The following is a 22,471-nucleotide window of genomic DNA, read 5'->3' as shown; positions in this document are numbered from 1 at the left end:
CTTCCTCTCGGCTTCAAACGATCCGCCTCTTCCGGGCGTTCTGATCCGATGAATCTCCTTGCTCGCCGGTGTGGTGCGCGCCGCGGATTCTCTGACGGGTGGTTAGCGGACGGGGGCGTCCGGGGCAGGAGTCACCTCGGTGTCCGCCCCGCCCGCCCGACCCCGGGAGCCCCGATGTCCCCCCTGCCCCGCCGCACTCTGCTGACCGCCCTCGCCGGCACGGCCGGGGCCGCCGCGGCCTGCTCCGGAGGGCACGCCGCCGACGGTGCGTCGCGGGCGGCCGTGGGCCCGAGCGGGGACCCCGGGGGCGCAGCGGCCGCCGCGCGGCGGCTGCTGCCCCGGCACGCCGAGCAGATCGCGTTCGAGGTGTCCGGGGCCCCGGACACCTATCGCGTCTCCGGGACGCGCGGCCGTCTCACCGTCGCGGGACCGACCCCGGCCGTCCAGCTCAAGGGCCTGTACCACTACCTGAAGCACGTCTGCCACGCCAACATCACCTGGGCGGGGCACCAGCTCGCCCTGCCGAAGGCGCTCCCGGCCCCCGGCGCGCCGCTCACCGGCCGGGCCAACGCCCCGCACCGCTTCGCCCTCAACGACACCAACGACGGCTACACGAACGCCTACCACGACTGGGCCTACTGGGAGCGCGAGATCGACGTGCTCGCGCTGCACGGCTACAACGAGGTCCTGGTGCACACGGGCGCGGACGCCGTCCACCACCGGGTGTTCCAGGAGTTCGGGTACGGGGACGAGGAGCTGCGGGCCTGGGTGCCGGGGCCCGCGCACCAGCCGTGGTGGCTGCTGCAGAACATGGCGGCCTTCCCGCACCCGGTCTCGCGACAGCTCCTGGAGCACCGCGCCCGGCTCGGGCGGCGCATCGCGGACCGGCTGCGGGCGCTCGGCATGACACCCGTGTTCCCCGGCTACTTCGGCACCGTCCCGCCCGGCTTCGCCGCGCGGAACCCGGGCGCGCGGACCGTGCCGCAGGGCGACTGGGTGGGCTTCGCACGGCCCGACTGGCTGGATCCGCGCACCGACCCCTTCGCGCGGGTCGCCGCCGCCTTCTACCGCGTCCAGGGCGAGCTCCTCGGGCCGTCCACGATGTACAAGATGGACCTGCTGCACGAGGGCGGGAAACCCGGTGACGTGCCGGTGGGCGAGGCCGCGCGCGCCGTCGAGCGGGCGCTGCGGGCCGCGCGCCCGGACGCCCTGTGGGTGATCCTCGGCTGGCAGCACAACCCGCCGAAGGCCCTCACGGACGCCGTCGACAAGGACCGCATGCTCGTCGTCGACGGCCTGTCCGACCGCTTCCCGTACGTCACCGACCGCGAGGCCGACTGGGGCGGCACGCCGTACGCCTTCGGCTCGATCTGGAACTTCGGCGGGCACACCGCGCTCGGCGCGAACACGCCCGACTGGGCGGAGCTGTACGAGCGGTGGCGCACCAAGGACGGCAGCGCCCTGCGCGGCATCGCCCTGCTGCCGGAGGCCGCCGACAACAACCCGGCCGCCTTCGAGCTGTTCTCCGAACTCGCCTGGAGACAAGGCGAGTTGGACCTCAAGGAGTGGTTCACGCAGTGGGCCACCAGCCGGTACGGCGGCGCCGACGCGCATGCCGCGCGCGCCTGGGACGTGCTGCGGCGCACCTGCTACGGCACCACCCGCGCCGACGCGTGGGCCGAGGGTGCCGACGGCCTGTTCGGCGCCCGGCCCGGCCTGACCGTGCGCTCCGCCGCCTCCTGGTCGCCGAAGGACCTCCGCTATCCGGCAGCGGACTTCGAGCCAGCGCTCGACCACCTCCTCCTGGTACGCCGGGAGTTGCGGGACTCGGTGGCGTACCGGCGCGATCTGCTCGACGTGGCGCGGCAGGCGCTGTCCAACCGGAGCCGGGTGCTGCTGCCCCGGATCAAGGCCGCGTACGACGCGCGGGACACCGCCCGCTTCGAGCGGCTCACCCGCACCTGGCTGCGCCTGCTCGGCCTGCTCGACCGCCTCGCCGCCACCGACGCCGGGCAGCTGCTCGGGCGGTGGGTGGCGGATGCCCGCGCGTGCGGCGCCGACGAGCGCGAGCGGGACCAACTGGCCTACGACCAACTGTCGTTGGTCACCGTGTGGGGCACCCGCGCCGGGGCCGACGCGGGCCTGAAGGACTACGCCAACCGCGAGTGGGCGGGCCTCGTCGGCGGTCTGTACCGGCTGCGCTGGACGACGTACTTCGACGCGCTGCGGGCCGCCCTCGACGAGGGCCGCGCGCCGGAGCCCGTCGACTGGTTCGCTCTGGAGGACCGGTGGATCCGCGACCCGGGGCGCCTCGCCGTGACCCCCACCGGAGACACGTACGCGATCGCGAAGAGGGTGCGCGACGCCCTCGCCGGGTCCCGCTGACGCGGGGCCCGGTGTCGTCGCCGTGCCTCCGGACGGCGGTCGGTCCCGCCGGAGGCACGGCCCCCTCGCCAGGAACTAGCTGGTCAGCACCTCAGCCGAGCCGGGTCAGCGCGGGCACTCCTTCCACTTCACGCGGTAGACGGTGCTGATGGCCCCGTCGGTGGAGTCCATCGTCATGAAGCTGGTCTTGGTCCGGTCCGAGCTGCCGATGTCCACCCGCAGCTCGGTGTTGATGTTGAAGTTGCGCTTCTTGCCGCAGGGCGCCCAGACCAGCTGGGTGACCTCGGTCTCGTCGGTGGCCTGCCAGTTGTCCGCGACCGGGCCGGTGAAGGCGTGGGACTTGGCGCCGGTGTCCGGCGAGCCCTGGAAGTAGTACGAGGCCTTCTCGGTGCCCTTGGCGCCCCGCTCCAGCGAGGCGAAGCCGCGGTAGTCGGCGCTCGCGATCGCGTAGGTGAAGCCCTGCGGGACGTGCACGATCAGGCTGAGCTGGCAGTTCTTGCGGAACGCCGTGGGGGCGGAGTTGCCGCCCGCCTGGGCGAGGTAGTCGCTGTAGGTGACGGTGAACGCCGTGTTGTCCTCGGAGACGGCGACGGCTGCCGTCCCTCTGGGGCAACCCGAGCCGTTCACGGTCGCGATCTCGATCACGATCTTGTCGGGCGGCGGGTCGCTGATCTCGGTCGGGTCGTGAGCGGGCAGACCCGCGGCGAGCAGGGTGGCGAGGGCGCCACCCGCGAGCAGTGCAGCGGACATGTTCGTGGTTCTCCCATCGAGTGCTTCGGCCCGTGACGGCACGCACGCAGGGCGTGCCGCCGCGAGGTGGGGGATGGAGCGTGTGCTGGGAGGAACTGACTCAGCCATCGCACGGGTCCGCTCACGCGGTCCGCTCACGGGTCGGCGACCGGTCGGCGTGCGATGAGCGGAGGCTGAGGGTGTTGGGATCGTACGGACCAGCGTGAGCAGCGACTAGGGCGATGACCGGCCATGTACGAGCGCGCTCGTGGGCCCTCTGGGACGCGCCCTCGTGCCGCGTCGGGGGACCGCCGTGACTCCCGTGCCGCGAACCGGACCGGGCCGGGCGGCGGACCGGGCCCGCACCGGACGCGCGCCGGGCCGCGCACCGGACCGTGCTTGACGGGTATACGTCATCTTCGATTTCTGGTAGGAAACCTTCCTAACAAAGCACGGCCCACGCACGGCACCACGAACTCCCCCCTCTGGAGGTTCCGTTGCACTCCCGCCCCACCCCCCGCCGCACCAGCACACGGCGCACCGTCATAGGTCTGATGGGCGCCGCCCTGATAGCGAGCCCCCTGATAGCCACCCAGACCGCGGGCGCCGCGCCCGCGCCCCGCGCCACCGCCCCCGCGAGCTCCGCCGCCGTGGGCCTGGACGACCCGGCGAAGAAGGAGATCGCCATGAAGCTGGTCTCCAGCGCGGAGAACTCCTCGCTCGACTGGAAGGCGCAGTACAAGTACATCGAGGACATCGGCGACAAGCGCGGCTACACCGCGGGGATCATCGGCTTCTGTTCCGGCACCGGCGACATGCTCGACCTCGTCGAGCTCTACGCCAAGCGCAAGCCCGGCAACGTCCTGGAGAAGTACCTGCCCGCGCTGCGCCGCGTGAACGGCTCCGACTCGCACGCCGGCCTGGACCCCAACTACACCAAGGACTGGGAGAAGGCCGCCAAGGACCCGGCCTTCCAGCAGACGCAGAACGACGAGCGCGACCGCGTCTACTTCAACCCGGCCGTCAAGCAGGGCAAGGCCGACGGCATCGGCGCCCTGGGCCAGTTCGCGTACTACGACGCGATCGTCATGCACGGTGACGGCGGCGACAGCACCAGCTTCAGCAGCATCCGCAAGCGCGCCCTGCGCACCGCCAAGCCCCCGGCGCAGGGCGGCGACGAGACCAAGTACCTCCACGCCTTCCTCGACGCCCGGGTCTGGGCCATGAAGCAGGAGGAGGCCCACGAGGACACCAGCCGCGTGGACACCGCCCAGCGCGTCTTCCTCACCAAGAAGAACCTGAACCTTGACCCGCCGCTGGCGTGGAAGGTCTACGGCGAGTCGTACCGCATCGACCGCTGAGCGGCGGCCCGCCGCGGAACACGAGGTGCGCACGGCCCGTGGGGGGCCGTGCGCGCCTTGCGCCCCGGCTGACCCGAAGGGCTCTTGTCGGCGCACCCCCGGACTGTCTACGTTCGCGACCATGACTGACGCGATCACGACGGAGCACACGTACGTCCTCGTGCACGGCACCAACAGCGCGGGCGCCTTCTGGGCCCCCGTCGCCCGGGAGCTGACCCTGCGCGGACACCGCGTCGTCGCGGTGGACCAGCCCTACCACGGAGCGGAGGCGTACCTCCCCGCCTCCTACCAGACACAGGACCTGGCGGCGCTCGCGACCGAGCCGACGCCGCTCGGGCGGATCGGACTCGACGACTTCGAGCGGCGGGTCACCGGCGTGGTGCGCCGGGCGGCCCGCGGCGCCCGCGACGGCAAGGTGGTGCTCGTCGGGCACAGCATGGGCGGCGTCTCCGTCAGCCGGGTCGCCGACGCCGTGCCCGAACTCCTGGAGCACCTCGTCTACATGGCGGCGTACTGCCCCGGCCCCGCCTTCCCCACCATCGCCGCCTGCATGGGCACCCCCGAGGCCGCCGACGCGATCGTGCCCGACGAACAGGTCGTCGGCGACCCGGCGGCCCTGGGCGTGATCCGCCTCAACCTCCGCACCGGCGACGCCAAGGACCTCGCACTGCTCAAGGAGATGGTCTGCGCGGACTACCCCGACGCCGCCTTCCGGAGCATGCTCGCCGGACTCCAGCCCGACGAGTCGAACCGGGTGGCCACCGACCGCGCCGTGGGCGGGACCGGGACCTGGGGCCGGGTGCCGCGCACGTATCTGCGCTTCGGCAAGGACCGCCTCGTCACCCCGGCCCTCCAGGACCTCATGATCGCCGCCGCGGACGAGCGGACGCCCGGCAACCCCTTCCGCGTACGGAACTTCGCCACGGCCCCGCACGTCGGCCCCCTCGACCCCGAGCCACTGGTGGCCGCGCTCGCCGAGCTGGGGCGCTGAGGACGCGGGGGCGGGGCGTGAGCACCACCCCCGGCCGGGCGGTCAGTGCGCGGTCGCCTGCTTGGGGACCCGGGACTCCGAGATCTCGTCGCCGGGTTCCATCGGGGCGGTGACCTCGTCGTCCTCGCTGCCCCTGCCGATGTGGTTGAAGAGGAGGTTGAGGACCACCGCGGCGACGCAGCCCGTGGAGATGCCGGAGTCCAGGATGATCCTCGCGGTCTCCGGGAACGCGTGGTAGAACTCCGGCGCCGAGATCGGGATGAGGCCGACGGCGAGGGACACCGCGACGATCAGGACGTTGTTGTCCTTGTCCAGGCCCGCCTTGACCAGGGTCTGGATGCCGCTGGCGGCGACCGAGCCGAAGAGGACGACGCCCGCGCCGCCGAGGACCGGCCGGGGCACGACCGCGATCAGCGAGGCCGCCATCGGGCACAGGCCCATCAGGACGAGGAAGCCGCCGCCGGTCGCCACGACGTAGCGGCTGCGGATCTTCGTCATCGCCACGAGGCCGATGTTCTGCGCGAAGGCGCTGCACATGAAGCCGTTGAACAGCGGGCTGACCGCCGAGCCGAGGGTGTCGGCGCGCAGGCCCGCCGCGATGGTCTTCTCGTCGGCGGGCCGGTCGACGATCTCGCCGAGCGCGAGCATGTCGGCCGTGGACTCCGTCATGGAGACGACCATGACGACGCACAGGGAGACGATCGCGGCCGCCGTGAACTGCGGGGCGCCGAAGTGGAACGGCGTCGGGAAGCCGACCACGTCCGCCTGCGTGACCGGGTCGAAGTCCGTCACGCCGAACGGGATCGCCACGAGGGTGCCGACGACCAGGCCGAGCAGGACGGCGATCTGCTTGACGAAGCCGCGCGTGAACCGGCGGAGCAGCAGCACGATCAGCAGCGTGATGCCCGCGAGGGCCAGGAACTTCCGCGAACCGTAGTCGTCGGCCGCGGGGTTCGGGCCCTGGGCCCAGCCGAAGGCCACCGGCATCAGGGAGATGCCGATGAGGGTGATGACCGTGCCCGTGACGACGGGCGGGAAGAAGCGGACCGCCTTGGAGAAGAACGGGGCGGCGACGAAACCGAGGATCCCGGCGACGATCACCGCGCCGAAGATGACGGGCAGCGCGTCGTCCTTGTCCTTGGTGGAGTCCACCACCGCGAGCATCGGCGCGACGCCCGCGAAGGTGACGCCGTTGACGAACGGAAGGCGGGCGCCGATGTTCCAGACGCCGAGGGTCTGCAGGAACGTGGCCAGGCCCGCGGTGAACAGACAGGCCCCGGTGAGGAAGGTCAGTTCGGTGGCGGACAGGCCCACCGCCGCGCCGACGATCAGCGGCGGCGCCACGACGCCCGCGTACATCGCGGCGACGTGCTGCAGGCCGGTGGTGGCCATCTTCAGCGGGGGGAGCTTCTCGTCGACGGGGTGCCTGGGCTCCGTCGGGGGCCCTCCGTCGGTCTCGTCTGGGGTGGTGCCTTGCTTGGTGAACCTGGGCTTGTTCGCCACGGCGGCTCCTCCGGTTGTTTTCCGGCCCCGGCCCCTGGGCCGGCGCTTTTCGCTTCTGGGAGGTGGTGCGAGACGTGCTCGGTATGCGGTTGTCGTGCGCCCAGGCAGTGCTGACCGCCCCGGGAACGTGAGGCTTTGGGCCACGTTCCGGGGCGGCACCCGAGCAGCCCGCTCGGCTGCTCGGGTCTCCGGTCAGGGGCCGTCCCCCCTGACCGGAGCTGTGGGGGTTCAGCTCTCGGCGGCGATGCGCGCGAGTCGCTGTGCCTCGTCCCGCGCGGCGCGGGCGATGGCGTCCTCGTCGGCCGTCAGCAGACGGCCGTGCTCGACCACGGGCTCGCCGTCGACGAGGGAGAGGGTCACCGGCGCGGCGGCGCCGAAGACGAGTGCGGTGACCGGGTCGGCGATCGTGGAGTGTCCGATGCCGTCGATCTTCCACAGGACCAGGTCGGCGAGCTTGCCCGCCTCCAGGGAGCCGATCTGGCCCGCGCGGCCGAGGACCTGCGCGCCTCCGTAGGTGCCCAGCCGCAGGGCCTGGCGGGCGTTCAGGGCGGCTTCCTTGTGGGCGCCGAGCCGGTTGATGAGCAGGGCGTTGCGCAGCTCGGTGTGGAGCTCGCCGGACTCGTTGGAGGCGGTGCCGTCCACGCCGAGCCCGACGGGCACCCCGGCGGCGAGCAGGTCGGGGACGCGGGCGATGCCCGCCGCGAGCCGGGCGTTGGAGGACGGGCAGTGGGCCACGCCCGTGCCGGTCCTGGCGAACGCGGCGATGTCGGAGTCGTTCATGTGGACGCAGTGCGCCATCCACACGTCGTCACCCAGCCAGCCCGTGGACTCGAAGTAGTCCGTCGGCCCCTTGCCGAACAGCTCGTGGCAGAACTTCTCCTCCTCCACCGTCTCGCTGCCGTGCGTGTGCAGCCGCACCCCCAGGCGGCGGGCCAACTCCGCTCCCTGCGCCATGAGTTCGGTGGAGACGGAGAACGGCGAGCAGGGCGCGACGGCGACCTGCGTCATGGCGTCGAAGGACGCGTCGTGGTGCGCCCGCACGGTCTCCTCCGTGGCCGCGAGCGCGCCCTCCAGGCTCTCCACGGCGAAGTCCGGCGGCAGGCCGCCGTCCTTCTCGCTGCGGTCCATGGAGCCGCGGGCGAGGGTGAAGCGCACGCCCATGTCGCGGGCCGCCCCGATGATGGCCCCGGAGAGGTCGCCGGAGCCCCGCGGGTACACGTAGTGGTGGTCCATGGCGGTGGTGACGCCGCCGCGGGCCATCATCGCGAGGGAGCCGCGGGCGGCGGCGCGGACCATGTCCTCGTCGATGCGCGCCCACGTCGGGTACAGCGCCACCAGCCAGTCGAAGAGGTTGTGGTCGGTGGCGAGGCCGCGGGTGATCCACTGGTAGAAGTGGTGGTGCGTGTTGATCAGGCCGGGCGTGGCGAGGTGTCCGGTGCCGTCGATGCGGCGTACGACGTTCTCCAGGCCCTCGGGGGCCTTTCCGGCGCCGAGGGACTCGATCCGGTTCCCGGCGACGACTAGGTGGCCGGAGGCGTACTCGGTGTCCTCGGCGTCGACGGTCGCGATCGCGACGTTCTCGATGACGGTGCGCTGCGGGGCTGCCGAAGGTGCCATGGTGCTTCCTTCTCGGGTGGGTGGCGTGGAGGGCCCCCGCTCCTGGGGAGCCGGGGAGGGCACGGCAGGACCCTAGGGGGATTTGAGTGCCGCGACCTCGCTGTGCGCGCTGTCACGGGTGCCGAGATGGTGGAAGAACAGGTTCAGTGCGACGGCGACCAGCGCGCCCGCGCTGATCCCCGAGCCGAGCACGGTCTGCGCCCAGGCCGGGAAGTCGGCGTAGAAGGCGGGCGCGGCGAGCGGGATGATGCCCGCGCCGAGCGCCACCGCGACCAGGACGATGTTGGAGCTGTCGTCGAGGCCCGCCTCGGACAGCGTGCGGATGCCGCTGACCGCGATGGAGCCGAAGAGCACGATGCCCGCGCCGCCGAGCACCGGCATCGGTACGAGGCTGACGACCGCGCCGAGCACGGGGAAGGCGCCGAGCACGATCAGGGCGCCGCCCGCGACGGCGACGACGTAGCGGCTGCGCACCCGGGTCAGCGAGACCACGCCCACGTTCTGGGCGAAGGCCGAGGTCGGGAAGCCGCCGAAGACGGGTCCGACGAGGGTGGCGATGCCGTCGGTGCGCAGGCCCCGGGTGATGGTGGCGCCGTCGGTCCTGCGCTCGCAGATCTCGCCGAGCGCGAGCATGCCCGCGCTGGACTCGGTCATGAGCACGAGCATCACGATGCACAGCGAGAGGATCGCCGCCGGCTGGAACTCCGGCGCTCCCGCGGCGAAGGGCGTGGGCAGGGCCGCGACCGGCGCGGACCGCAGCGCGGAGAAGTCCGCGAGCCCGAACGGGACCGCCACGAGCGTGCCGATCAACAGGCCCATGAGCAGGGCCACTTGCTGGAAGAAGCCGCGCGCGAACCGCTGGAAGAGCAGGATCACCACGAGCGTGAACGCGGCGAGCGCGAGGTAGCGCATGTCGCCGAAGTCGGCGGCCTCCTTGTCGCCGCCCTGGGCCCAGCCGACGGGCACCGGCATGAGCGTGACGCCGATGAGCGTGATGACGACGCCGGTGACCAGCGGCGGGAAGAACCGCAGGAGCCGCCCGAAGAACGGTCCGACGACGAGGCAGAAGAGCCCGGCGACCATCACCGCGCCGTAGATCGCCGGGAGTTGGTGGCCCGTGGCGCTGGTCTCGGCGATGGCGAGCATCGGCGCGATGCCCGCGGAGGAGGCCGCGTTGACGAAGGGCAGCCGGTTGCCGACGACGCCTCTGACGCCGAGCGTCTGCAGGAGCGTGGCGAGTCCGGCGATGAGCAGGCCGGCCGCGATGAGCCGGGTCTGCGCGGCGGCGTCGAGGCCGACGGCCTGACCGATGATGAGCGGAGGAGTGACGACACCCGCGTACATGGCGGCGATGTGCTGGAGCGCGGCGGGGACGAGCCGCGAGACGTGGAGCTTCTCATCCACCGGGTGGCATGCGTCCGGCGGGGTGGAACACGGGCCGTCGGTCGGCCCTTCGGCAGGCTGTGCCATAGCTGTCGTTCCCTCCGGTGTGGCGCGCCCCGCCCCTGCGGCGGGCGGGGCGCGCGTCCCGCGTCAGAGGTTGGTCATGTCGACCGGGATCTTGGCCTCGGCGCCGTCGCGCAGGATCGTGGCCTCGATGAGGCCGTAGGGACGGTCCGCGGCGTAGTAGACCGCGCCCTCCTTGGCGTCGTTGTCGAGGCCGCAGAAGGAGAGGTCCTGGCGGAAGTGGTGCTTGTTGGGCGCGGAGAAGCGGATCTCGTCGATCTCGCCGCGGTTGTTGATGACCCGCGAGCCCATTTGGTAGAGCGTCTGCTGGAGCGAGAGGGAGTACGTCTCCACGAAGGCCTGGAGGATGTGCTTCTTCGCCTGCTCGTAGGACTTGTTCCAGCTCGGCGTGCGCTGGTCGTCGCTCGTCCAGGTGTACCGCCACCACGTCGACAGGGACGTGGCGAGTATGCGGTCGTAGTCCTCCTTGAGCGTCGTGTACTTGTCCTTGATGTAGCCCCAGAACTCCGAGTTCGTGGTGTTCATGACGGTCAGGTCCTTCAGACCGCTGAGTACCTCGAAGTCCTTGCCGTCGTACGTGATCTGGGCGAGGCGGGTCTCCTGGCCCTTGCGCACGAAGGAGTGCTTGACCTCGTCGGCGCCGATGAACTGGGAGTTGCTGTCGGAAGCGGCGATGCGCTCCCAGGAGTACTCCTCGATGCGGATGCGCGCCCGGTGGATGGAGGGCTGGCTGTCCACGAAGTGCCGGGCGAGGTGGATGCCGTAGGCCTCGGCGGACTCGATGCCGTGTTCCTTGGCGAAGGCGAAGCAGGTGTTCTTCGTGGTGTCCGTCGGCAGGCAGTTGGCGTTCGAGCCGTTGTAGTGGACGTCGTCCAGGTCGCCGGAGAGGGCGACGGAGACGTTCAGGTCCTTGATGTGGTGGGTGTCGCCGTCCCGCGTGATCTTTACGACTCGGTTCTCGGCCTTGCCGTACTGGTTCTGTCCCAGGATCGTCGGCATCGCTAGCTCCCTCGATATACGGAGTAGCCGAACGGGTTGAGCAGCAGCGGTACGTGGTAGTGCTCGCCGGGATTGACGGCGAACGTGATCCCTACTTCTGGAAAGAACGCACCGCTGTCCCGATTCGCGGGGGCGTCCTGCTGCGCCTCGGCTTGCTTGGCTTGCTTGCTCAGGAAGTACGGCTCGACGGCGAAGTCGAGGCGCACATGGGTGGTGCCCTCCGGCAGCGCCGGGAGGTCCTTGCAGCGCCCGTCCGCGTCGGTCGCCGAGCCGCCGAGCTCCCGCCAGTCCGCGGCTCCCCCGCTGCGGGCAGAGAGCTGGACGGCGACCGCCGCGGCCGGGCGGCCGACCGAGGTGTCCAGGATGTGCGTGGACACCGAGGCCGTGGTGCTTGTGCTCATGCTGCGTCAGTCCTCTTCAACGACGTCGACGAGTCGGGCAAGGCGGATCCTGTTGATCTTGCCCAGCTCGGCGCGGACGATCTCGCGTTCACGCTCGGGCGTGTTGCCGATCCGGTCCCTGACCGCGTCCCGCATCTGCTCCCCGGTCCTGCCGGTGGCACAGATGAGGAAGACGTGGCCGAACCTGTCCTGGTAGGCCAGGTTGAGTTCGAGCATCTCGGCCTTGAGCTCCGCGGACGCCCCGGCCATGCCCCGCTGCTCGCGGGAGGAGGTCGGGTCGCCCGGCTCGGGGCGGCCGATCGGCGGGTGTCCCGCCATCGCCTCGGCCAGGTCGGCCGCGGTCAGCTCGGCCGTGGCGGCGTCGCTCGCGGCGTACAGGGCGTCGGCGGTGGCGAAGGGGCGCCGGGCCAGGATCGTGTCGCCCCAGACGGTCGAGGCGCAGGCCTCGTGGAGTGCGGTGCGCGCCGCGGCCTCGTCGAGGGCGTTGAACCGGGCGAGGCCCGGCGTCTTGGTGCTCGAAGTCACGGGGGCCTCCGGGGCCTTTGTGCTGGACGGGCTGCGCATAGCTAACGCCGTCCGAAAGTCGACGTCAACACTTTGTTGAAAACTTCGAGAACAAAGACCCCGGGCCAGGGGGGCGCAGCTTCATCGGCGCTTCGCGCCCCGTCCTCACACACCGGACGGGCTCGCAAGAGCCCGTCCGGCGGTGGCTACGTGGAGCGATTCAGATAGTTGTAGACCGTAAACCTGCTCACGCCGATCGCCGTGGCGACCGTTTCCACGCCATGGCGCACAGCGAAGGCGCCGCGCGCCTCCAGGGCGCGCACGACCTCCTGCTTGGCCTTGCGGTCGAGCTCCGCGAGGGGCTTGCCGTGCTTGCGCTCCAGGGCGAGCAGGATGTGGTCCAGGGAGTCGGCGAGCTGCGGCAGCCGCACGGCCACGACGTCCCGGCCCTCCCAGGCGAGCACGACGTCGTCCTCGCCCGCCTCCTCGGGGGCCAGCATCCGCCCGCCCATCGCGTCCACCAGCGGCTTCACCGCGAGGGCGAAGGGGTCGTCGCCGGGCCCCGGCATCAGCCCTCCCCCTCTCCGGCGCCCAGGACGTTCACCTGGAGCGAGACGCGGGTGGCGCCCGCCTTCAGGGAGCGGCGCAGCATCGCGTCCACCGCGGCGAGCACGGCGTCGGCGTCACCCTCCGCGGTGTTGCCGAACGGGCCGACGTCCACGGCGTCGAGGCCCGCCCCCTGGACCACCTCGCGGGCGACCACCGCGTGCGGGGGCGCCTCGTCCAGATCGAAGGGCTCGGTCGTGAACTCCACTCTCAATCGCACGGGCTCAACCTACTTCGGACTCCGGAATCTGCGGCAGCCCCTCTTGACAGCTTCCGCGGAACGGAGGCAGTCTTCCATCAAGCAGAAACAAACTTCCGCCATACGAAATCAGCCCTCGGCGCTCCGGCCACGACATCCCGGCCCCACCGCGCCCCGGCCACGGCACTACGGAAGGAGCGCGGAAGCCCCATGGGATTCTCCGAGCAGCGCTTCGATGTGAACCTGTCGATCCTCTTCACCGAGCTCCCGCTCCTGGAGCGCCCCGCGGCCGCCGCCGCGGCGGGGTTCAAGGCCGTCGAGCTGTGGTGGCCCTGGGTCGAGACCCCCACCCCCGAGCGCTCCGAGCTCGACGCCCTGAAGCAGGCGATCGAGGACGCGGGCGTCCAGCTGGTGGGCCTGAACTTCTACGCCGGGCAGCTGCCGGGCCCCGACCGGGGCGCCCTGTCGATCCCCGGCGAGGAGAGCGAGAAGTTCCGCGCGAACGTCGACGTCGCCGCGGACTTCGCCCAGGCCCTCGGCTGCACCGCGCTCAACGCCCTGTACGGCAACCGCGTCGACGGCGTCGACCCGGCCGCCCAGGACGAACTCGCCCTGGAGAACCTGGTGCTCGCCGCCCGCGCCGCCGACCGCGTGGGCGCGGTGCTGCTGATCGAGGCGCTGAACGCCCCCGAGTCGCCGCACTGCCCGATCGTCAGCGCCCCCCAGGCCATCGAGGTCGTGGACAAGGTCAACGAGGCCACCGGGCTCGGCAACGCGAAGTTCCTCATGGACCTGTACCACCTCTCCATGAACGGAGAGGACCTGCCGCAGGTGATCGCCGCGTACGCCGACAAGACGGCCCACGTGCAGATCGCCGACAACCCGGGGCGCGGCGCCCCCGGCACCGGGTCGCTCCCCCTGGAGGACCTGCTCGACCAGCTGCGCAAGGCCGGGTACGAGGGCCGGGTCGGCCTGGAGTACAAGCCCGGCGACCGGCCGAGCCACGAGTCCTTCGACTGGCTCCCGGCCGGCGCCCGCGGCTAAGCGCTTCGCTGGAATTGCCGCGATGTGCCGTCGATTGCCTGCGGGTCCGTTGGGGCTGGTCGCGCAGTTCCCCGCGCCCCTTCGGGGCGACTCACCCACGTATCCGAGCAGTTAGAGAGGTTCCCTCATGAGCACGCTCCCCAAGGTCGCGTGGATCGGACTCGGGATCATGGGCTCGCCCATGTCCGAGAACCTGATCAAGGCCGGTTACCCCGTCACCGGCTACACCCTGGAGCAGGACAAGCTGGACCGGCTCGCCGCCGCGGGCGGCACCGCGGCCGCCTCGATCGCCGACGCCGTGCGCGACGCCGACGTCATCGTGACGATGGTGCCCGCGTCGCCACAGGTCGAGGCCATCGCCTACGGCCCCGACGGCATCCTGGAGAACGCCAGGTCCGGCGCGCTGCTCATCGACATGTCGTCGATCACCCCGCAGACCTCCGTGGACCTCGCGAAGGCCGCCGCGGCCAAGGGGATCCGGGTGCTCGACGCCCCGGTCTCCGGCGGCGAGGCCGGCGCGATCGAGGCCGTCCTGTCCATCATGGTCGGCGGCGAGCAGGCGGACTTCGACACGGCCGAGCCGCTGTTCGACGCCCTCGGCAAGACCGTCGTGCTGTGCGGCCCGCACGGCTCGGGCCAGACCGTGAAGGCCGCCAACCAGCTCATCGTCGCGGTCAACATCCAGGCCTGCGCCGAGGCCGTGGTCTTCCTGGAGAAGTCCGGCGTGGACCTGGCCGCGGCCCTCGAGGTGCTGGGCGGCGGGCTCGCCGGGTCGACCGTCCTGACCCGCAAGAAGGACAACTTCCTGAACCGGGACTTCAAGCCGGGCTTCCGCATCGACCTGCACCACAAGGACATGGGCATCGTCACCGACGCCGCCCGCAACGTCGGCGCCGCGCTGCCCGTCGGCGCCGTGGTGGCCCAGCTCGTCGCCAGCCTGCGCGCCCAGGGCGACGGCGGCCTCGACCACTCCGCGCTGCTCCGCTCCGTCGAGCGGCTCTCCGGCGGCCCGGCCGCCTGATCCACCCCAGACTTCCGGGCCGTGGCGGCGCTGACACCTGTCCTGTCGCGCCCAGGCGTCGCCGCGGCCCGGAACCCCACCCCACCTCGAACTTCAACAAACTGTTGACGTGATGGATCCGGCATCTCTACGCTCGCGTCACCTCAGCAGCCCATGCAGTTCTGCACGGAAGGCCGACCTACCACCATGCCGAAGCGCGTGCTCACCACCGAGTCCGGCGCCCCTGTCGCCGACAACCAGCATTCCGCCACCGCAGGCGTCGGCGGCCCGCTCCTCCTCCAGGACCAGCACCTCCTGGAGAAGCTCGCCCGCTTCAACCGCGAGCGCATCCCGGAGCGCGTGGTGCACGCCCGCGGCTCGGGCGCGTACGGCTACTTCGAGGTGACCGACGACGTCACCGGCTTCACCCACGCCGACTTCCTCAGCGAGGTCGGCAAGCGCACCGAGGTCTTCCTGCGCTTCTCGACCGTGGCCGACAACCTCGGCGGCGCCGACGCCGTCCGCGACCCGCGCGGCTTCGCCCTGAAGTTCTACACCGAGGAGGGCAACTACGACCTCGTCGGCAACAACACCCCGGTCTTCTTCATCAAGGACCCGCTGAAGTTCCCCGACTTCATCCACTCGCAGAAACGCGACCCGTTCACGGGCAAGCAGGAGCCGGACAACGTCTGGGACTTCTGGGCGCACGCCCCCGAGGCCACGCACCAGGTGACCTGGCTGATGGGCGACCGCGGCATCCCGGCCTCGTACCGGCACATGAACGGCTACGGCTCGCACACCTACCAGTGGACCAACGCCCAGGGCGAGGCCTTCTTCGTCAAGTACCACTTCAAGACGAACCAGGGCATCCGCAGCCTGTCCTCCGAGCAGGCCGCCGAGATCGCGGGCAAGGACCCCAACTCCCACCAGACGGACCTGCTCCAGGCCATCGAGCGCGGGGTGAACCCGTCCTGGACGCTGCACGTGCAGCTGATGCCGGCGGCGGACGCGGCGCACTACCGCTTCAACCCCTTCGACCTGACGAAGGTGTGGCCGCACAGCGACTACCCGCTCCAGCGCGTGGGCCGCCTGGTCCTCGACCGCAACCCCGACAACGTCTTCGCCGAGGTCGAGCAGGCCGCCTTCTCGCCGAACAACTTCGTGCCGGGCATCGGCCCCTCGCCGGACAAGATGCTCCAGGGCCGACTGTTCGCGTACGCCGACGCGCACCGCTACCGCCTGGGCGTGAACCACACCCAGCTCGCGGTGAACGCGCCGAAGGCGACCACCGCGGACAACTACGGCCGCGACGGCTTCATGGCCACCAACGCCTACGGCCGCGAGCGCAAGAACTACGAGCCCAACTCCTACGACGGCCCCGCCGAGACCGGCAGGCCGCTCTCCGCGCCGCTGGCCGTGACCGGCCACACCGGCACGCACGAGGCGCCCGCCCACACCAAGGACGACGACTTCTTCCAGGCCGGTGAGCTCTACCGGCTGATGTCACAGGAGGAGCGTTCCCGCCTGGTCGCGAACATCGCGGGCGGTCTGTCCCAGGTGTCCCGCGAGGACGTCGTCGAGAAGAACCTCGCCCACTTCCACGCCGCCGACGCCGACTACGGCAAGCGCGTGGAGGAGGCGGTCCGCGCCCTGCGCGAGGACTGACCGGCCATCACCACCCAGACTGCGCCGGGGACTTGACGGGAGGTCGGTCCCCCAGCGCGGATCCCGCGATGCCGTGCGCCCGGATGAGGGGTGGCGCCCGGCAGCCGCGGGGGGACGAGGACCGCGGCGGCTCGGGGCGAGCCAGTGCGGTGGTGAACGCCCCGCCCGCTCCTTCGACCAGAGGAGGAGCGGCCCGGGGCCATCGCCCGGCCGTCGCGGTCCCTCGCGAAGCGTGCCAGAACCGGCCGATCAGCCTTCGGCCTCGTCCTCAAACGCCGGACGGGCTCCGTTGTCCGCCCTGTCCGCTCCTTCCTCAGGGACGACCACCGCCTCCGCCGCACGGCGGAGGCGGTTCGGCGTGTGCGGTGACGATCTCCGCGCGGCCGCGCGGAATGCTCATGGGCATGACGACGACCGCAGTCCCCGTACCCCGCTGGGCCGAGCGCGTGGCCCACCTCATCCCGCTCGTCCTGCTCCCCCAGTGCCTCTGGCGACTCCCCTTCGCCTTCGGCTTCGACATGGGCTCCGGCGTGGGCTCCATCGGCAGCCTGTGGATCTCCGTCCCGTACGTCTTCGGTCTGAGCCTGCTCACCGAGGCGCTCGCCCTGCTGTCCTTCGGCCTGGTCCGGGGCTGGGGCGAAGTGGCGCCGGCCTGGGTGCCGCTGATCGGCGGACGGCGGCTGCACCCGGCGGTGGCGCTGGTCCCGGCGACGCTCGGCGGACTCGGCGCGACCCTGCTGTTCGGGCCGTTCACCCTCGGCGCCCTCGACATCGGCTTCCACTTCGACCCGGCCGACAACGCGGCCTGGGGGCTGCTGTTCCGGATCTGCGTCCTGCCCACGGGCCTGTGGGGGCCGCTGGTCCTGGCGCTCACCGCGCACTACGCGCTGCGCCGCCGGGCGGCGAGGCCGTCCGTGAACACCTCCACGGCGAAGGCGAACCGCGTGTCCGCCGAGTCGGGCGCGAGCTCCGCGACCGCCGCCAGGTGAGGCAGCGCGTCCCCCTCCTCGGTACGGAGCCACGGCGGCGGGTGCGCCTGAAGGTCCCCCGGGTCCAGATGGGCCGGGGGACGGTCCCGCGGCGCGTCCTCGAACTCCACGAAGCCGACGACCAGGCGCACGGTCTCCATGCAGGCGCGGTAGGCGTCCGCCGGGGTGAGTCCGAGCGCCGCGTAGAAGCCGATGAGCGCGTCCACGTTGCGGAGCATCACGGGGTGGCCGGCCATCGTCACGTTCTCGCTGAGGGCGAGCGTGGTCATGCCGGGGTGGCGGCGGTAGTGGGCGCGCAGGTCCTCGCAGAAGGCGGCCAGGCCGGCGCGCCAGGCACCGGGGGCCGGGTCCAGGCGGGGCGGCCGCCAGCCCGCCTGGAAGATCCCGGCGGCGACCGCGACCAGGTCCCGCCGGTCGTCCACGTAGTTGTACAGGGCGCGGGCGGACACCCCGAGCTCGGCGGCCAGCGAGCGCATGGTGAGCGCGGCGGCGCCGTGCTCCCCCAGATAGGCGAGCGCGGCCTCCCCCACCGCCTCCCGGGTCAGGGTGGCCCGGCCCTTGCGGTGGGTGGGTCTGCGCCGCGTCGTTCCGCTCATCCCCCGAGGCTAACGGAGGCGCGCGGGCCGCTGGCGACGCGGCCCGCCCGCTGAACTTCACACATGTTGACTTTAAGCTCCGCACCCCTCAGGGTGAGAGCGACTAAGGGTTGCCTCACCTTGCTTGGAGTCTCGATGCCCCGTCTCTCCGGCCTCGCCATGGACCTCGGACCGCTGCGCGAAAGCCGCGACTTCCGGCTCCTCTACGCCGGTTTCCTCGGGGCGATGACCGGCACCCTGATGACCTCGGTGGCCGTCGCGGTGCAGGTGTACGACCTGACCGGCTCGTCCCTCCACATCGGCCTGGTGAGCCTGGCCCGGGCGCTTCCCCTGGTCGTCGGCGTCCTGCTCGGCGGGGTCCTGGCCGACCGGTGCGACCGCCGGACGCTGATGATCGCCACGCGGCTGCCGCTGGCCCTGGTGGCCGCCGCGCTCGCGGCCAACGCGCTCGCTCCGCAGCCCCGGCTCTGGGTGATCTACGCGGCCACCGCCGCGACCGGGCTCCTCGCGGGCCTCGGCGGACCCGCGATGCTGGCCGCGGTCCCGGCCCTCGCGGGCACCGAGCGGCTTGCCGCGGCGGGCGCCCTGCTCTCCGGCTCCACCCAGCTCGCCGCGCTCGGCGGACCCGCCATCGGCGGCGCGCTCATCGCCGGGCCCGGACTCGCCGCGTGCTACGCGGTGGACGCGGCAGGATTCCTGGTGTTCACGGCGGCGCTGTTCTTCGTCAGGCCACTGCCCGTGCCGACGGCCCCCGGCGCCGGGGGCAGGGGCGTACGGCAGGCGTTCGGCTCGCTCGCCGAGGGCCTGCGCTTCGTGCGGCGCCACCGCACGATCCTCGGCCTGCTCCTCATCGACGCCGCGGCGATGGTCTTCACGATGCCGCAGGCCCTGTACCCGGCCCTGGCCGACGAGCGGTTCGGCGGCGGGCCCGCGGCCGTCGGACTCCTCTACGCGGCGCCCGCGTTCGGCGCGCTCGTCGGCGCGGCCACCAGCGGCTGGACGGCCCGCGCGGGCGGGCACGCGCTGGTCGGCGCCGTCCTGCTGTGGGGCGCCGCGCTGACCGGCGTGGGGCTCAGCGGCTGGCTGCCGCTCGCGCTCGTGCTGCTCGCGCTCGCCGGGTTCGGCGACCTGATCTCCGAGACGCTGCGCTCGGCACTGCTCCAGCACAGCACGCCCGACGGGCTCCGGGGCCGCGTCAGCAGCTTGTGGATGGCCCAGGCCACGGTGTCGCCCGCGCTCGGCAACGCCGCGGTCGGCCTCCTCGCGGAACTCACCGGGCCCGCCGCGGCGGTGACGGTGGGCGGCCTGGTCTGTGTGGCGGCCACGCTCGCGGTGGCGGCGGCGTTCCCGTCGCTGCGGGGCGCGCGGCTCGGTGCCGGGGCCGAGGCGGCCTCCACGGCCTCCGCGACCGGGGCCGCCTCCGCGCCGGAGCCGAACTCCGGGGCGGAGGCCGCGCGTTCCGCTCAACCGGACGCAGAGGACGCGGACGTCACACCGTGAGCGCGGGGAGCATCAGGCCTTGAACGTCTTGATCGCGCTCGGGACGTGCCAGGCCTCGGTGGCGACCTCCTCGAACTCGGTCACGTCGCTGATGTCGGCCGTGCGGCTCATCGAGATGTTCGTGATCCGCTCCAGGATCGCCTCCACGACCACCGGCACCCGGAACTCCTGGGCCAGCTTCTTGGCCTGCTCGAAGGCCGCGCCCAGCTCGCCGGGGTCGGTCACGCGGATCGCCTTGCAGCCGAGGCCCTCGGCGACCTTGACGTGGTCGACGCCGTAGACGCCGAGCTCCGGGGAGTTGACGTTCTCGAACTCCAGGTTGACCTGGAAGTTGATGTCCAGACCGATCTGGGCCTGGCGGATCAGGCCCAGATAGGAGTTGTTCACGAGGACGTGGACGTACGGGATGCGGTGCTGGGCACCGACCGCCAGCTCCTCGATGAGGAACTGGAAGTCGTAGTCGCCGGAGAGCGCGACGACCTGCCCCTCCGGGTCGGCCTTCGCGACGCCGAGCGCGGCCGGGATGGTCCAGCCGAGCGGGCCCGCCTGGCCGCAGTTGATCCAGTGCCGGGGCTTGTAGACGTGCAGCATCTGCGCGCCCGCGATCTGGGAGAGGCCGATCGTGGAGACGTACCGCGTCTCGGGGCCGAAGGCCTTGTTCATCTCCTCGTACACGCGCTGCGGCTTGATCGGGACGTCGTCGAAGTGGGTGCGGCGCAGGAGCGTGGCCTTGCGCTCCTGCCCGGCGGCGATCCAGTCGGTGCGGTCGGGCAGCCCGCCCGCCGCCTTCAGCTCGCGCGCGACCTCGACGAAGAGCGCGAGGGCGGCCCTGGCGTCGGAGGCGATGCCGTAGTCCGGCGCGAAGATCTTGCCGATCTGGGTGGGCTCGATGTCGACGTGCACGAACGTCCGGCCCTCGCGGTACACGTCCAGCTTGTAGCCGGTGTGGCGGTTGGCCCAGCGGTTGCCGATGCCGAGGACGAAGTCCGACTCCAGGAAGGTGGCGTTGCCGTAGCGGTGCGAGGTCTGCAGGCCCACCATGCCCGCGTTGAGCTCGTGGTCGTCCGGGATGGCGCCCCAGCCCATCAGGGTGGGGATCACCGGAGTGCCCGTCAGCTCGGCGAACTCCACGAGGAGGTCGCAGGCGTCGGCGTTGATGATGCCGCCGCCCGCGACGATCAGCGGCCGCTCCGACTCCAGCAGGAAGCCGATGGCCTTCTCGATCTGGGCGCGGGTCGCGGCGGGCTTGTAGACCGGCAGCGGCGCGTACGTCTCCGGGTCGAACTCGATCTCGGTGAGCTGGACGTCGATGGGCAGGTCGATGAGGACGGGCCCGGGGCGGCCGGAGCGCATCAGGTGGAACGCCTGCTGGAAGACGCCGGGGACCTGGGCGGCCTCCAGGACCGTCACGGCCATCTTCGTCACCGGCTTGGCGATGGACGCGATGTCGACGGCCTGGAAGTCCTCTTTGTGGATCACGTGGGTGGGCGCCTGGCCCGTGATGCACAGGATCGGGATCGAGTCACCGATGGCCGAGTACAGGCCGGTGATCATGTCGGTGCCCGCCGGGCCCGACGTGCCGATGCAGACGCCGATGTTGCCGGGCTTCGTCCGGGTGTAGCCCTCAGCCATGTGTGAGGCGCCCTCCACGTGGCGGGCGAGCGTGTGGTCGATGCCGCCGCCCTCCTTCAGCGCCTTGTAGAAGGGGTTGATCGCGGCACCCGGCACGCCGAAGGCGGCGGTGACGCCCTCGCGCTTGAGGATCTCAACTGCCGCGCGGGCGGCGGTCATACGAGCCATGGGGTTCTCCTGCTCCAGCTGGCGGATTCGGGCTCCCGTCGCGCCCCGCGGTGAGCTGTGAATTCCGGTCCTGCGGTGGGCCGGCCTCGCGGCCGTGGGCTGGTCTTTCACATTGCGGAATTGAGATTCTGTTATGTGGAAGCAATGTAGGGCGGGGCGGCCGGACCGTCAAGGGAGTGCCGGTCCCGGAGCAGCCGGAAGCTCAAAATCGCGTATCGGGGTAGTTGCGTTCCGTAAGACCATGGGCCCAGGCTGATGCGGCCACGGGTGGCGGGTGACGGGTGGGAGGCGGTGAGGGAGATGACGACGGACGGGGTTCCGGTGCACTGCCCGGTCTGCCGTCACGAGCAGGCCTACGCTCCCCCCGCGTTCCCCTGTTCCTGCGGCGCTCCCGTCGTCCCGCCGGTCGCGTACGGCGCCGCCGCCACCCCCGTCACCGAGCGGAGCTGGGCGGACGACTGGGTGACCGTGCGGTGCCGGGCCTGCGGGCGCGCGGCGGACTGGCCCCAGCCCGAAGTCGGCTGCGCGTGCGGGGCGGTGCTGCGGATCCCGGTCCGCACGGAGGCCGTGTCACCGGCGGGGCCCGACCTCGCCCCGCCCAAGCCGCCGCTGTCCGCGGCCCCGCCCGCGCCCCGGCCCGCGTTCCGGCCCGTCCCGGTGCGCAGCGCGCGCGACGCCGTGACCACGGCCGCGCTGTACCTGCGCTGGCTCGGCTACGCGGACGTGCGGGACGCCGAGCCCGGCGCCGGCGGCCGCGCGCCGTCCGGGGCACGGCTCGCCGCGCGGGGCGTCCTCGCGCACGTCGAGCCGTCGGCGCGGCCCGCGTCCCTGCGCGACCTGGAGTGCGCGTGGCTCACCGCGCTCACCCACGAGGTCACGTGCGTGTGCTTCGCCCTGTCCGACTTCACGCCCGAGGCGTGCGAGCGCGCCGCGGAACTCGGCGTGCCGCTGTTCCTCATCGAGCTGGACGGGGTGCCTGTGGCGCTGAACGGGGCGGCGGACGAGCTGGCCACCCGCGGAGCCTAGGCCCTTCCAGGGCAGGGGGCGCGGGGGTTTTCGCCCTTCGGGCTCGTCCTCGAACGCCGGACGGGCTGAGAGCTTCGCCGGCGTCCGTT

20 protein-coding genes are annotated in these 22,471 nt (G+C 72.0%); 9 read left to right on the top strand and 11 right to left on the bottom strand.

What is annotated here, in order from left to right; translation table 11 throughout:
- Window positions 1-174 precede the first annotated feature (174 nt).
- Window positions 175-2,385, top strand: coding sequence for an alpha-N-acetylglucosaminidase (locus tag MQV74_RS31745; RefSeq protein ID WP_242725646.1), 2,211 nt, complete (start codon window positions 175-177; stop codon window positions 2,383-2,385).
- Window positions 2,386-2,490: 105 nt separating this feature from the next.
- On the opposite strand, the gene MQV74_RS31740 is transcribed toward MQV74_RS31745, so the two are convergent.
- On the bottom strand, window positions 2,491-3,135 hold the full coding sequence (locus MQV74_RS31740; protein WP_242725643.1) for a DUF4360 domain-containing protein: 645 nt from the start codon (window positions 3,133-3,135) through the stop codon (window positions 2,491-2,493).
- 533 nt (window positions 3,136-3,668) lie between these two features.
- Here MQV74_RS31740 and MQV74_RS31735 point away from each other — a divergent pair.
- Together MQV74_RS31735 and MQV74_RS31730 are read left to right on the top strand one after the other, a co-directional pair.
- Entirely contained in the window at window positions 3,669-4,475 is an 807-nt protein-coding gene (locus MQV74_RS31735) for a chitosanase (protein WP_242725640.1), read from the top strand.
- A gap of 121 nt (window positions 4,476-4,596) precedes the next feature.
- A complete protein-coding gene (locus MQV74_RS31730) occupies window positions 4,597-5,466 on the top strand; it encodes an alpha/beta fold hydrolase (RefSeq protein ID WP_242725637.1) in 870 nt (289 codons plus the stop codon).
- Between the two features lie 42 nt (window positions 5,467-5,508).
- Here MQV74_RS31730 and MQV74_RS31725 read toward each other — a convergent pair whose 3' ends face one another.
- The 8 genes from MQV74_RS31725 to MQV74_RS31690 all read right to left on the bottom strand — a co-directional run bounded on the left by MQV74_RS31725 (window position 5,509) and on the right by MQV74_RS31690 (window position 12,783).
- Entirely contained in the window at window positions 5,509-6,858 is a 1,350-nt protein-coding gene (locus MQV74_RS31725; protein WP_242729261.1) for a nucleobase:cation symporter-2 family protein, read from the bottom strand.
- Window positions 6,859-7,197: 339 nt separating this feature from the next.
- On the bottom strand, window positions 7,198-8,586 hold the full coding sequence (locus MQV74_RS31720; protein ID WP_242725635.1) for an 8-oxoguanine deaminase: 1,389 nt from the start codon (window positions 8,584-8,586) through the stop codon (window positions 7,198-7,200).
- Between the two features lie 72 nt (window positions 8,587-8,658).
- Complete coding sequence (locus MQV74_RS31715) at window positions 8,659-10,056, bottom strand: nucleobase:cation symporter-2 family protein (RefSeq protein ID WP_242725632.1); 1,398 nt, start codon at window positions 10,054-10,056, stop codon at window positions 8,659-8,661.
- Between the two features lie 63 nt (window positions 10,057-10,119).
- Window positions 10,120-11,052, bottom strand: coding sequence for a factor-independent urate hydroxylase (pucL, locus tag MQV74_RS31710; protein WP_242725629.1), 933 nt, complete (start codon window positions 11,050-11,052; stop codon window positions 10,120-10,122).
- Window positions 11,053-11,054: 2 nt separating this feature from the next.
- Complete coding sequence (gene uraH, locus MQV74_RS31705) at window positions 11,055-11,453, bottom strand: hydroxyisourate hydrolase (RefSeq protein ID WP_242725626.1); 399 nt, start codon at window positions 11,451-11,453, stop codon at window positions 11,055-11,057.
- 6 nt (window positions 11,454-11,459) lie between these two features.
- Entirely contained in the window at window positions 11,460-12,017 is a 558-nt protein-coding gene (gene uraD, locus MQV74_RS31700) for a 2-oxo-4-hydroxy-4-carboxy-5-ureidoimidazoline decarboxylase (protein ID WP_278194259.1), read from the bottom strand.
- Window positions 12,018-12,163: 146 nt separating this feature from the next.
- Window positions 12,164-12,526 (bottom strand): helix-turn-helix domain-containing protein, encoded by a 363-nt coding sequence (locus tag MQV74_RS31695; RefSeq protein ID WP_242725621.1) that lies wholly within the window; start codon window positions 12,524-12,526, stop codon window positions 12,164-12,166.
- On the bottom strand, window positions 12,526-12,783 hold the full coding sequence (locus MQV74_RS31690; protein WP_242725618.1) for a thiamine-binding protein: 258 nt from the start codon (window positions 12,781-12,783) through the stop codon (window positions 12,526-12,528). Before MQV74_RS31690 ends, MQV74_RS31695 begins: the two co-directional genes overlap by 1 nt.
- Before the next feature lie 189 nt (window positions 12,784-12,972).
- Between MQV74_RS31690 and MQV74_RS31685 the strand changes: the two genes are divergently transcribed.
- The 4 genes from MQV74_RS31685 (at window position 12,973) to MQV74_RS31670 (ending at window position 17,460) form a co-directional block, all read left to right on the top strand.
- Window positions 12,973-13,806 (top strand): TIM barrel protein, encoded by an 834-nt coding sequence (locus MQV74_RS31685; RefSeq protein ID WP_242725615.1) that lies wholly within the window; start codon window positions 12,973-12,975, stop codon window positions 13,804-13,806.
- Window positions 13,807-13,933: 127 nt separating this feature from the next.
- Entirely contained in the window at window positions 13,934-14,827 is an 894-nt protein-coding gene (locus tag MQV74_RS31680) for a 2-hydroxy-3-oxopropionate reductase (protein ID WP_242725612.1), read from the top strand.
- 186 nt (window positions 14,828-15,013) lie between these two features.
- Window positions 15,014-16,471 carry a catalase gene (locus MQV74_RS31675; protein WP_242725609.1) on the top strand — a complete coding sequence of 486 codons (1,458 nt, stop codon included), beginning with the start codon at window positions 15,014-15,016 and terminating at the stop codon, window positions 16,469-16,471.
- A 404-nt stretch (window positions 16,472-16,875) separates the two neighbouring features.
- Window positions 16,876-17,460, top strand: a complete 585-nt coding sequence (locus MQV74_RS31670; protein ID WP_242725607.1) for a hypothetical protein — start codon at window positions 16,876-16,878, stop codon at window positions 17,458-17,460.
- Here MQV74_RS31670 and MQV74_RS31665 read toward each other — a convergent pair.
- On the bottom strand, window positions 17,352-18,056 hold the full coding sequence (locus MQV74_RS31665; RefSeq protein WP_242725604.1) for a TetR/AcrR family transcriptional regulator: 705 nt from the start codon (window positions 18,054-18,056) through the stop codon (window positions 17,352-17,354). The genes MQV74_RS31670 and MQV74_RS31665 overlap by 109 nt on opposite strands.
- A gap of 135 nt (window positions 18,057-18,191) precedes the next feature.
- On the opposite strand from MQV74_RS31665, the gene MQV74_RS31660 reads away from it, so the two are divergent.
- Window positions 18,192-19,556, top strand: a complete 1,365-nt coding sequence (locus tag MQV74_RS31660) for an MFS transporter (protein ID WP_242725601.1) — start codon at window positions 18,192-18,194, stop codon at window positions 19,554-19,556.
- 12 nt (window positions 19,557-19,568) lie between these two features.
- Here the strand turns inward: MQV74_RS31660 and gcl are convergent, their stop codons facing one another.
- Window positions 19,569-21,347: a glyoxylate carboligase gene (gcl, locus tag MQV74_RS31655; protein ID WP_242729260.1), complete on the bottom strand. Its 1,779-nt coding sequence runs from the start codon at window positions 21,345-21,347 to the stop codon at window positions 19,569-19,571.
- Window positions 21,348-21,656: 309 nt separating this feature from the next.
- On the opposite strand from gcl, the gene MQV74_RS31650 reads away from it, so the two are divergent.
- Entirely contained in the window at window positions 21,657-22,382 is a 726-nt protein-coding gene (locus MQV74_RS31650; RefSeq protein ID WP_242725598.1) for a hypothetical protein, read from the top strand.
- Window positions 22,383-22,471: the final 89 nt, after the last annotated feature.

This window comes from Streptomyces sp. AN091965 (assembly GCF_022698285.1).
Taxonomy (GTDB): Bacteria; Actinomycetota; Actinomycetes; order Streptomycetales; family Streptomycetaceae; genus Streptomyces.
This window is presented reverse-complemented; position numbering and strand designations above follow the sequence as displayed.

Bases quoted from the DNA above. Each gene is read 5' to 3' on its own strand.
- MQV74_RS31660 (WP_242725601.1), top strand. From the start codon at position 18,192: ATGCCCCGTCTCTCCGGCCTCGCCATGGACCTCGGACCGCTGCGCGAA.
- MQV74_RS31725 (WP_242729261.1), bottom strand. From the start codon at position 6,858: ATGGCCACCACCGGCCTGCAGCACGTCGCCGCGATGTACGCGGGCGTC.
- MQV74_RS31665 (WP_242725604.1), bottom strand. From the start codon at position 18,056: ATGAGCGGAACGACGCGGCGCAGACCCACCCACCGCAAGGGCCGGGCC.
- MQV74_RS31735 (WP_242725640.1), top strand. From the start codon at position 3,669: ATGGGCGCCGCCCTGATAGCGAGCCCCCTGATAGCCACCCAGACCGCG.
- MQV74_RS31715 (WP_242725632.1), bottom strand. From the start codon at position 10,056: ATGGCACAGCCTGCCGAAGGGCCGACCGACGGCCCGTGTTCCACCCCG.
- MQV74_RS31650 (WP_242725598.1), top strand. From the start codon at position 21,657: ATGACGACGGACGGGGTTCCGGTGCACTGCCCGGTCTGCCGTCACGAG.
- MQV74_RS31675 (WP_242725609.1), top strand. From the start codon at position 15,014: ATGCCGAAGCGCGTGCTCACCACCGAGTCCGGCGCCCCTGTCGCCGAC.
- MQV74_RS31680 (WP_242725612.1), top strand. From the start codon at position 13,934: ATGAGCACGCTCCCCAAGGTCGCGTGGATCGGACTCGGGATCATGGGC.
- uraH (WP_242725626.1), bottom strand. From the start codon at position 11,453: ATGAGCACAAGCACCACGGCCTCGGTGTCCACGCACATCCTGGACACC.
- MQV74_RS31720 (WP_242725635.1), bottom strand. From the start codon at position 8,586: ATGGCACCTTCGGCAGCCCCGCAGCGCACCGTCATCGAGAACGTCGCG.
- MQV74_RS31745 (WP_242725646.1), top strand. From the start codon at position 175: ATGTCCCCCCTGCCCCGCCGCACTCTGCTGACCGCCCTCGCCGGCACG.
- MQV74_RS31695 (WP_242725621.1), bottom strand. From the start codon at position 12,526: ATGCCGGGGCCCGGCGACGACCCCTTCGCCCTCGCGGTGAAGCCGCTG.
- gcl (WP_242729260.1), bottom strand. From the start codon at position 21,347: ATGACCGCCGCCCGCGCGGCAGTTGAGATCCTCAAGCGCGAGGGCGTC.
- MQV74_RS31730 (WP_242725637.1), top strand. From the start codon at position 4,597: ATGACTGACGCGATCACGACGGAGCACACGTACGTCCTCGTGCACGGC.
- uraD (WP_278194259.1), bottom strand. From the start codon at position 12,017: ATGCGCAGCCCGTCCAGCACAAAGGCCCCGGAGGCCCCCGTGACTTCG.
- MQV74_RS31740 (WP_242725643.1), bottom strand. From the start codon at position 3,135: ATGTCCGCTGCACTGCTCGCGGGTGGCGCCCTCGCCACCCTGCTCGCC.
- pucL (WP_242725629.1), bottom strand. From the start codon at position 11,052: ATGCCGACGATCCTGGGACAGAACCAGTACGGCAAGGCCGAGAACCGA.
- MQV74_RS31670 (WP_242725607.1), top strand. From the start codon at position 16,876: ATGACGACGACCGCAGTCCCCGTACCCCGCTGGGCCGAGCGCGTGGCC.
- MQV74_RS31685 (WP_242725615.1), top strand. From the start codon at position 12,973: ATGGGATTCTCCGAGCAGCGCTTCGATGTGAACCTGTCGATCCTCTTC.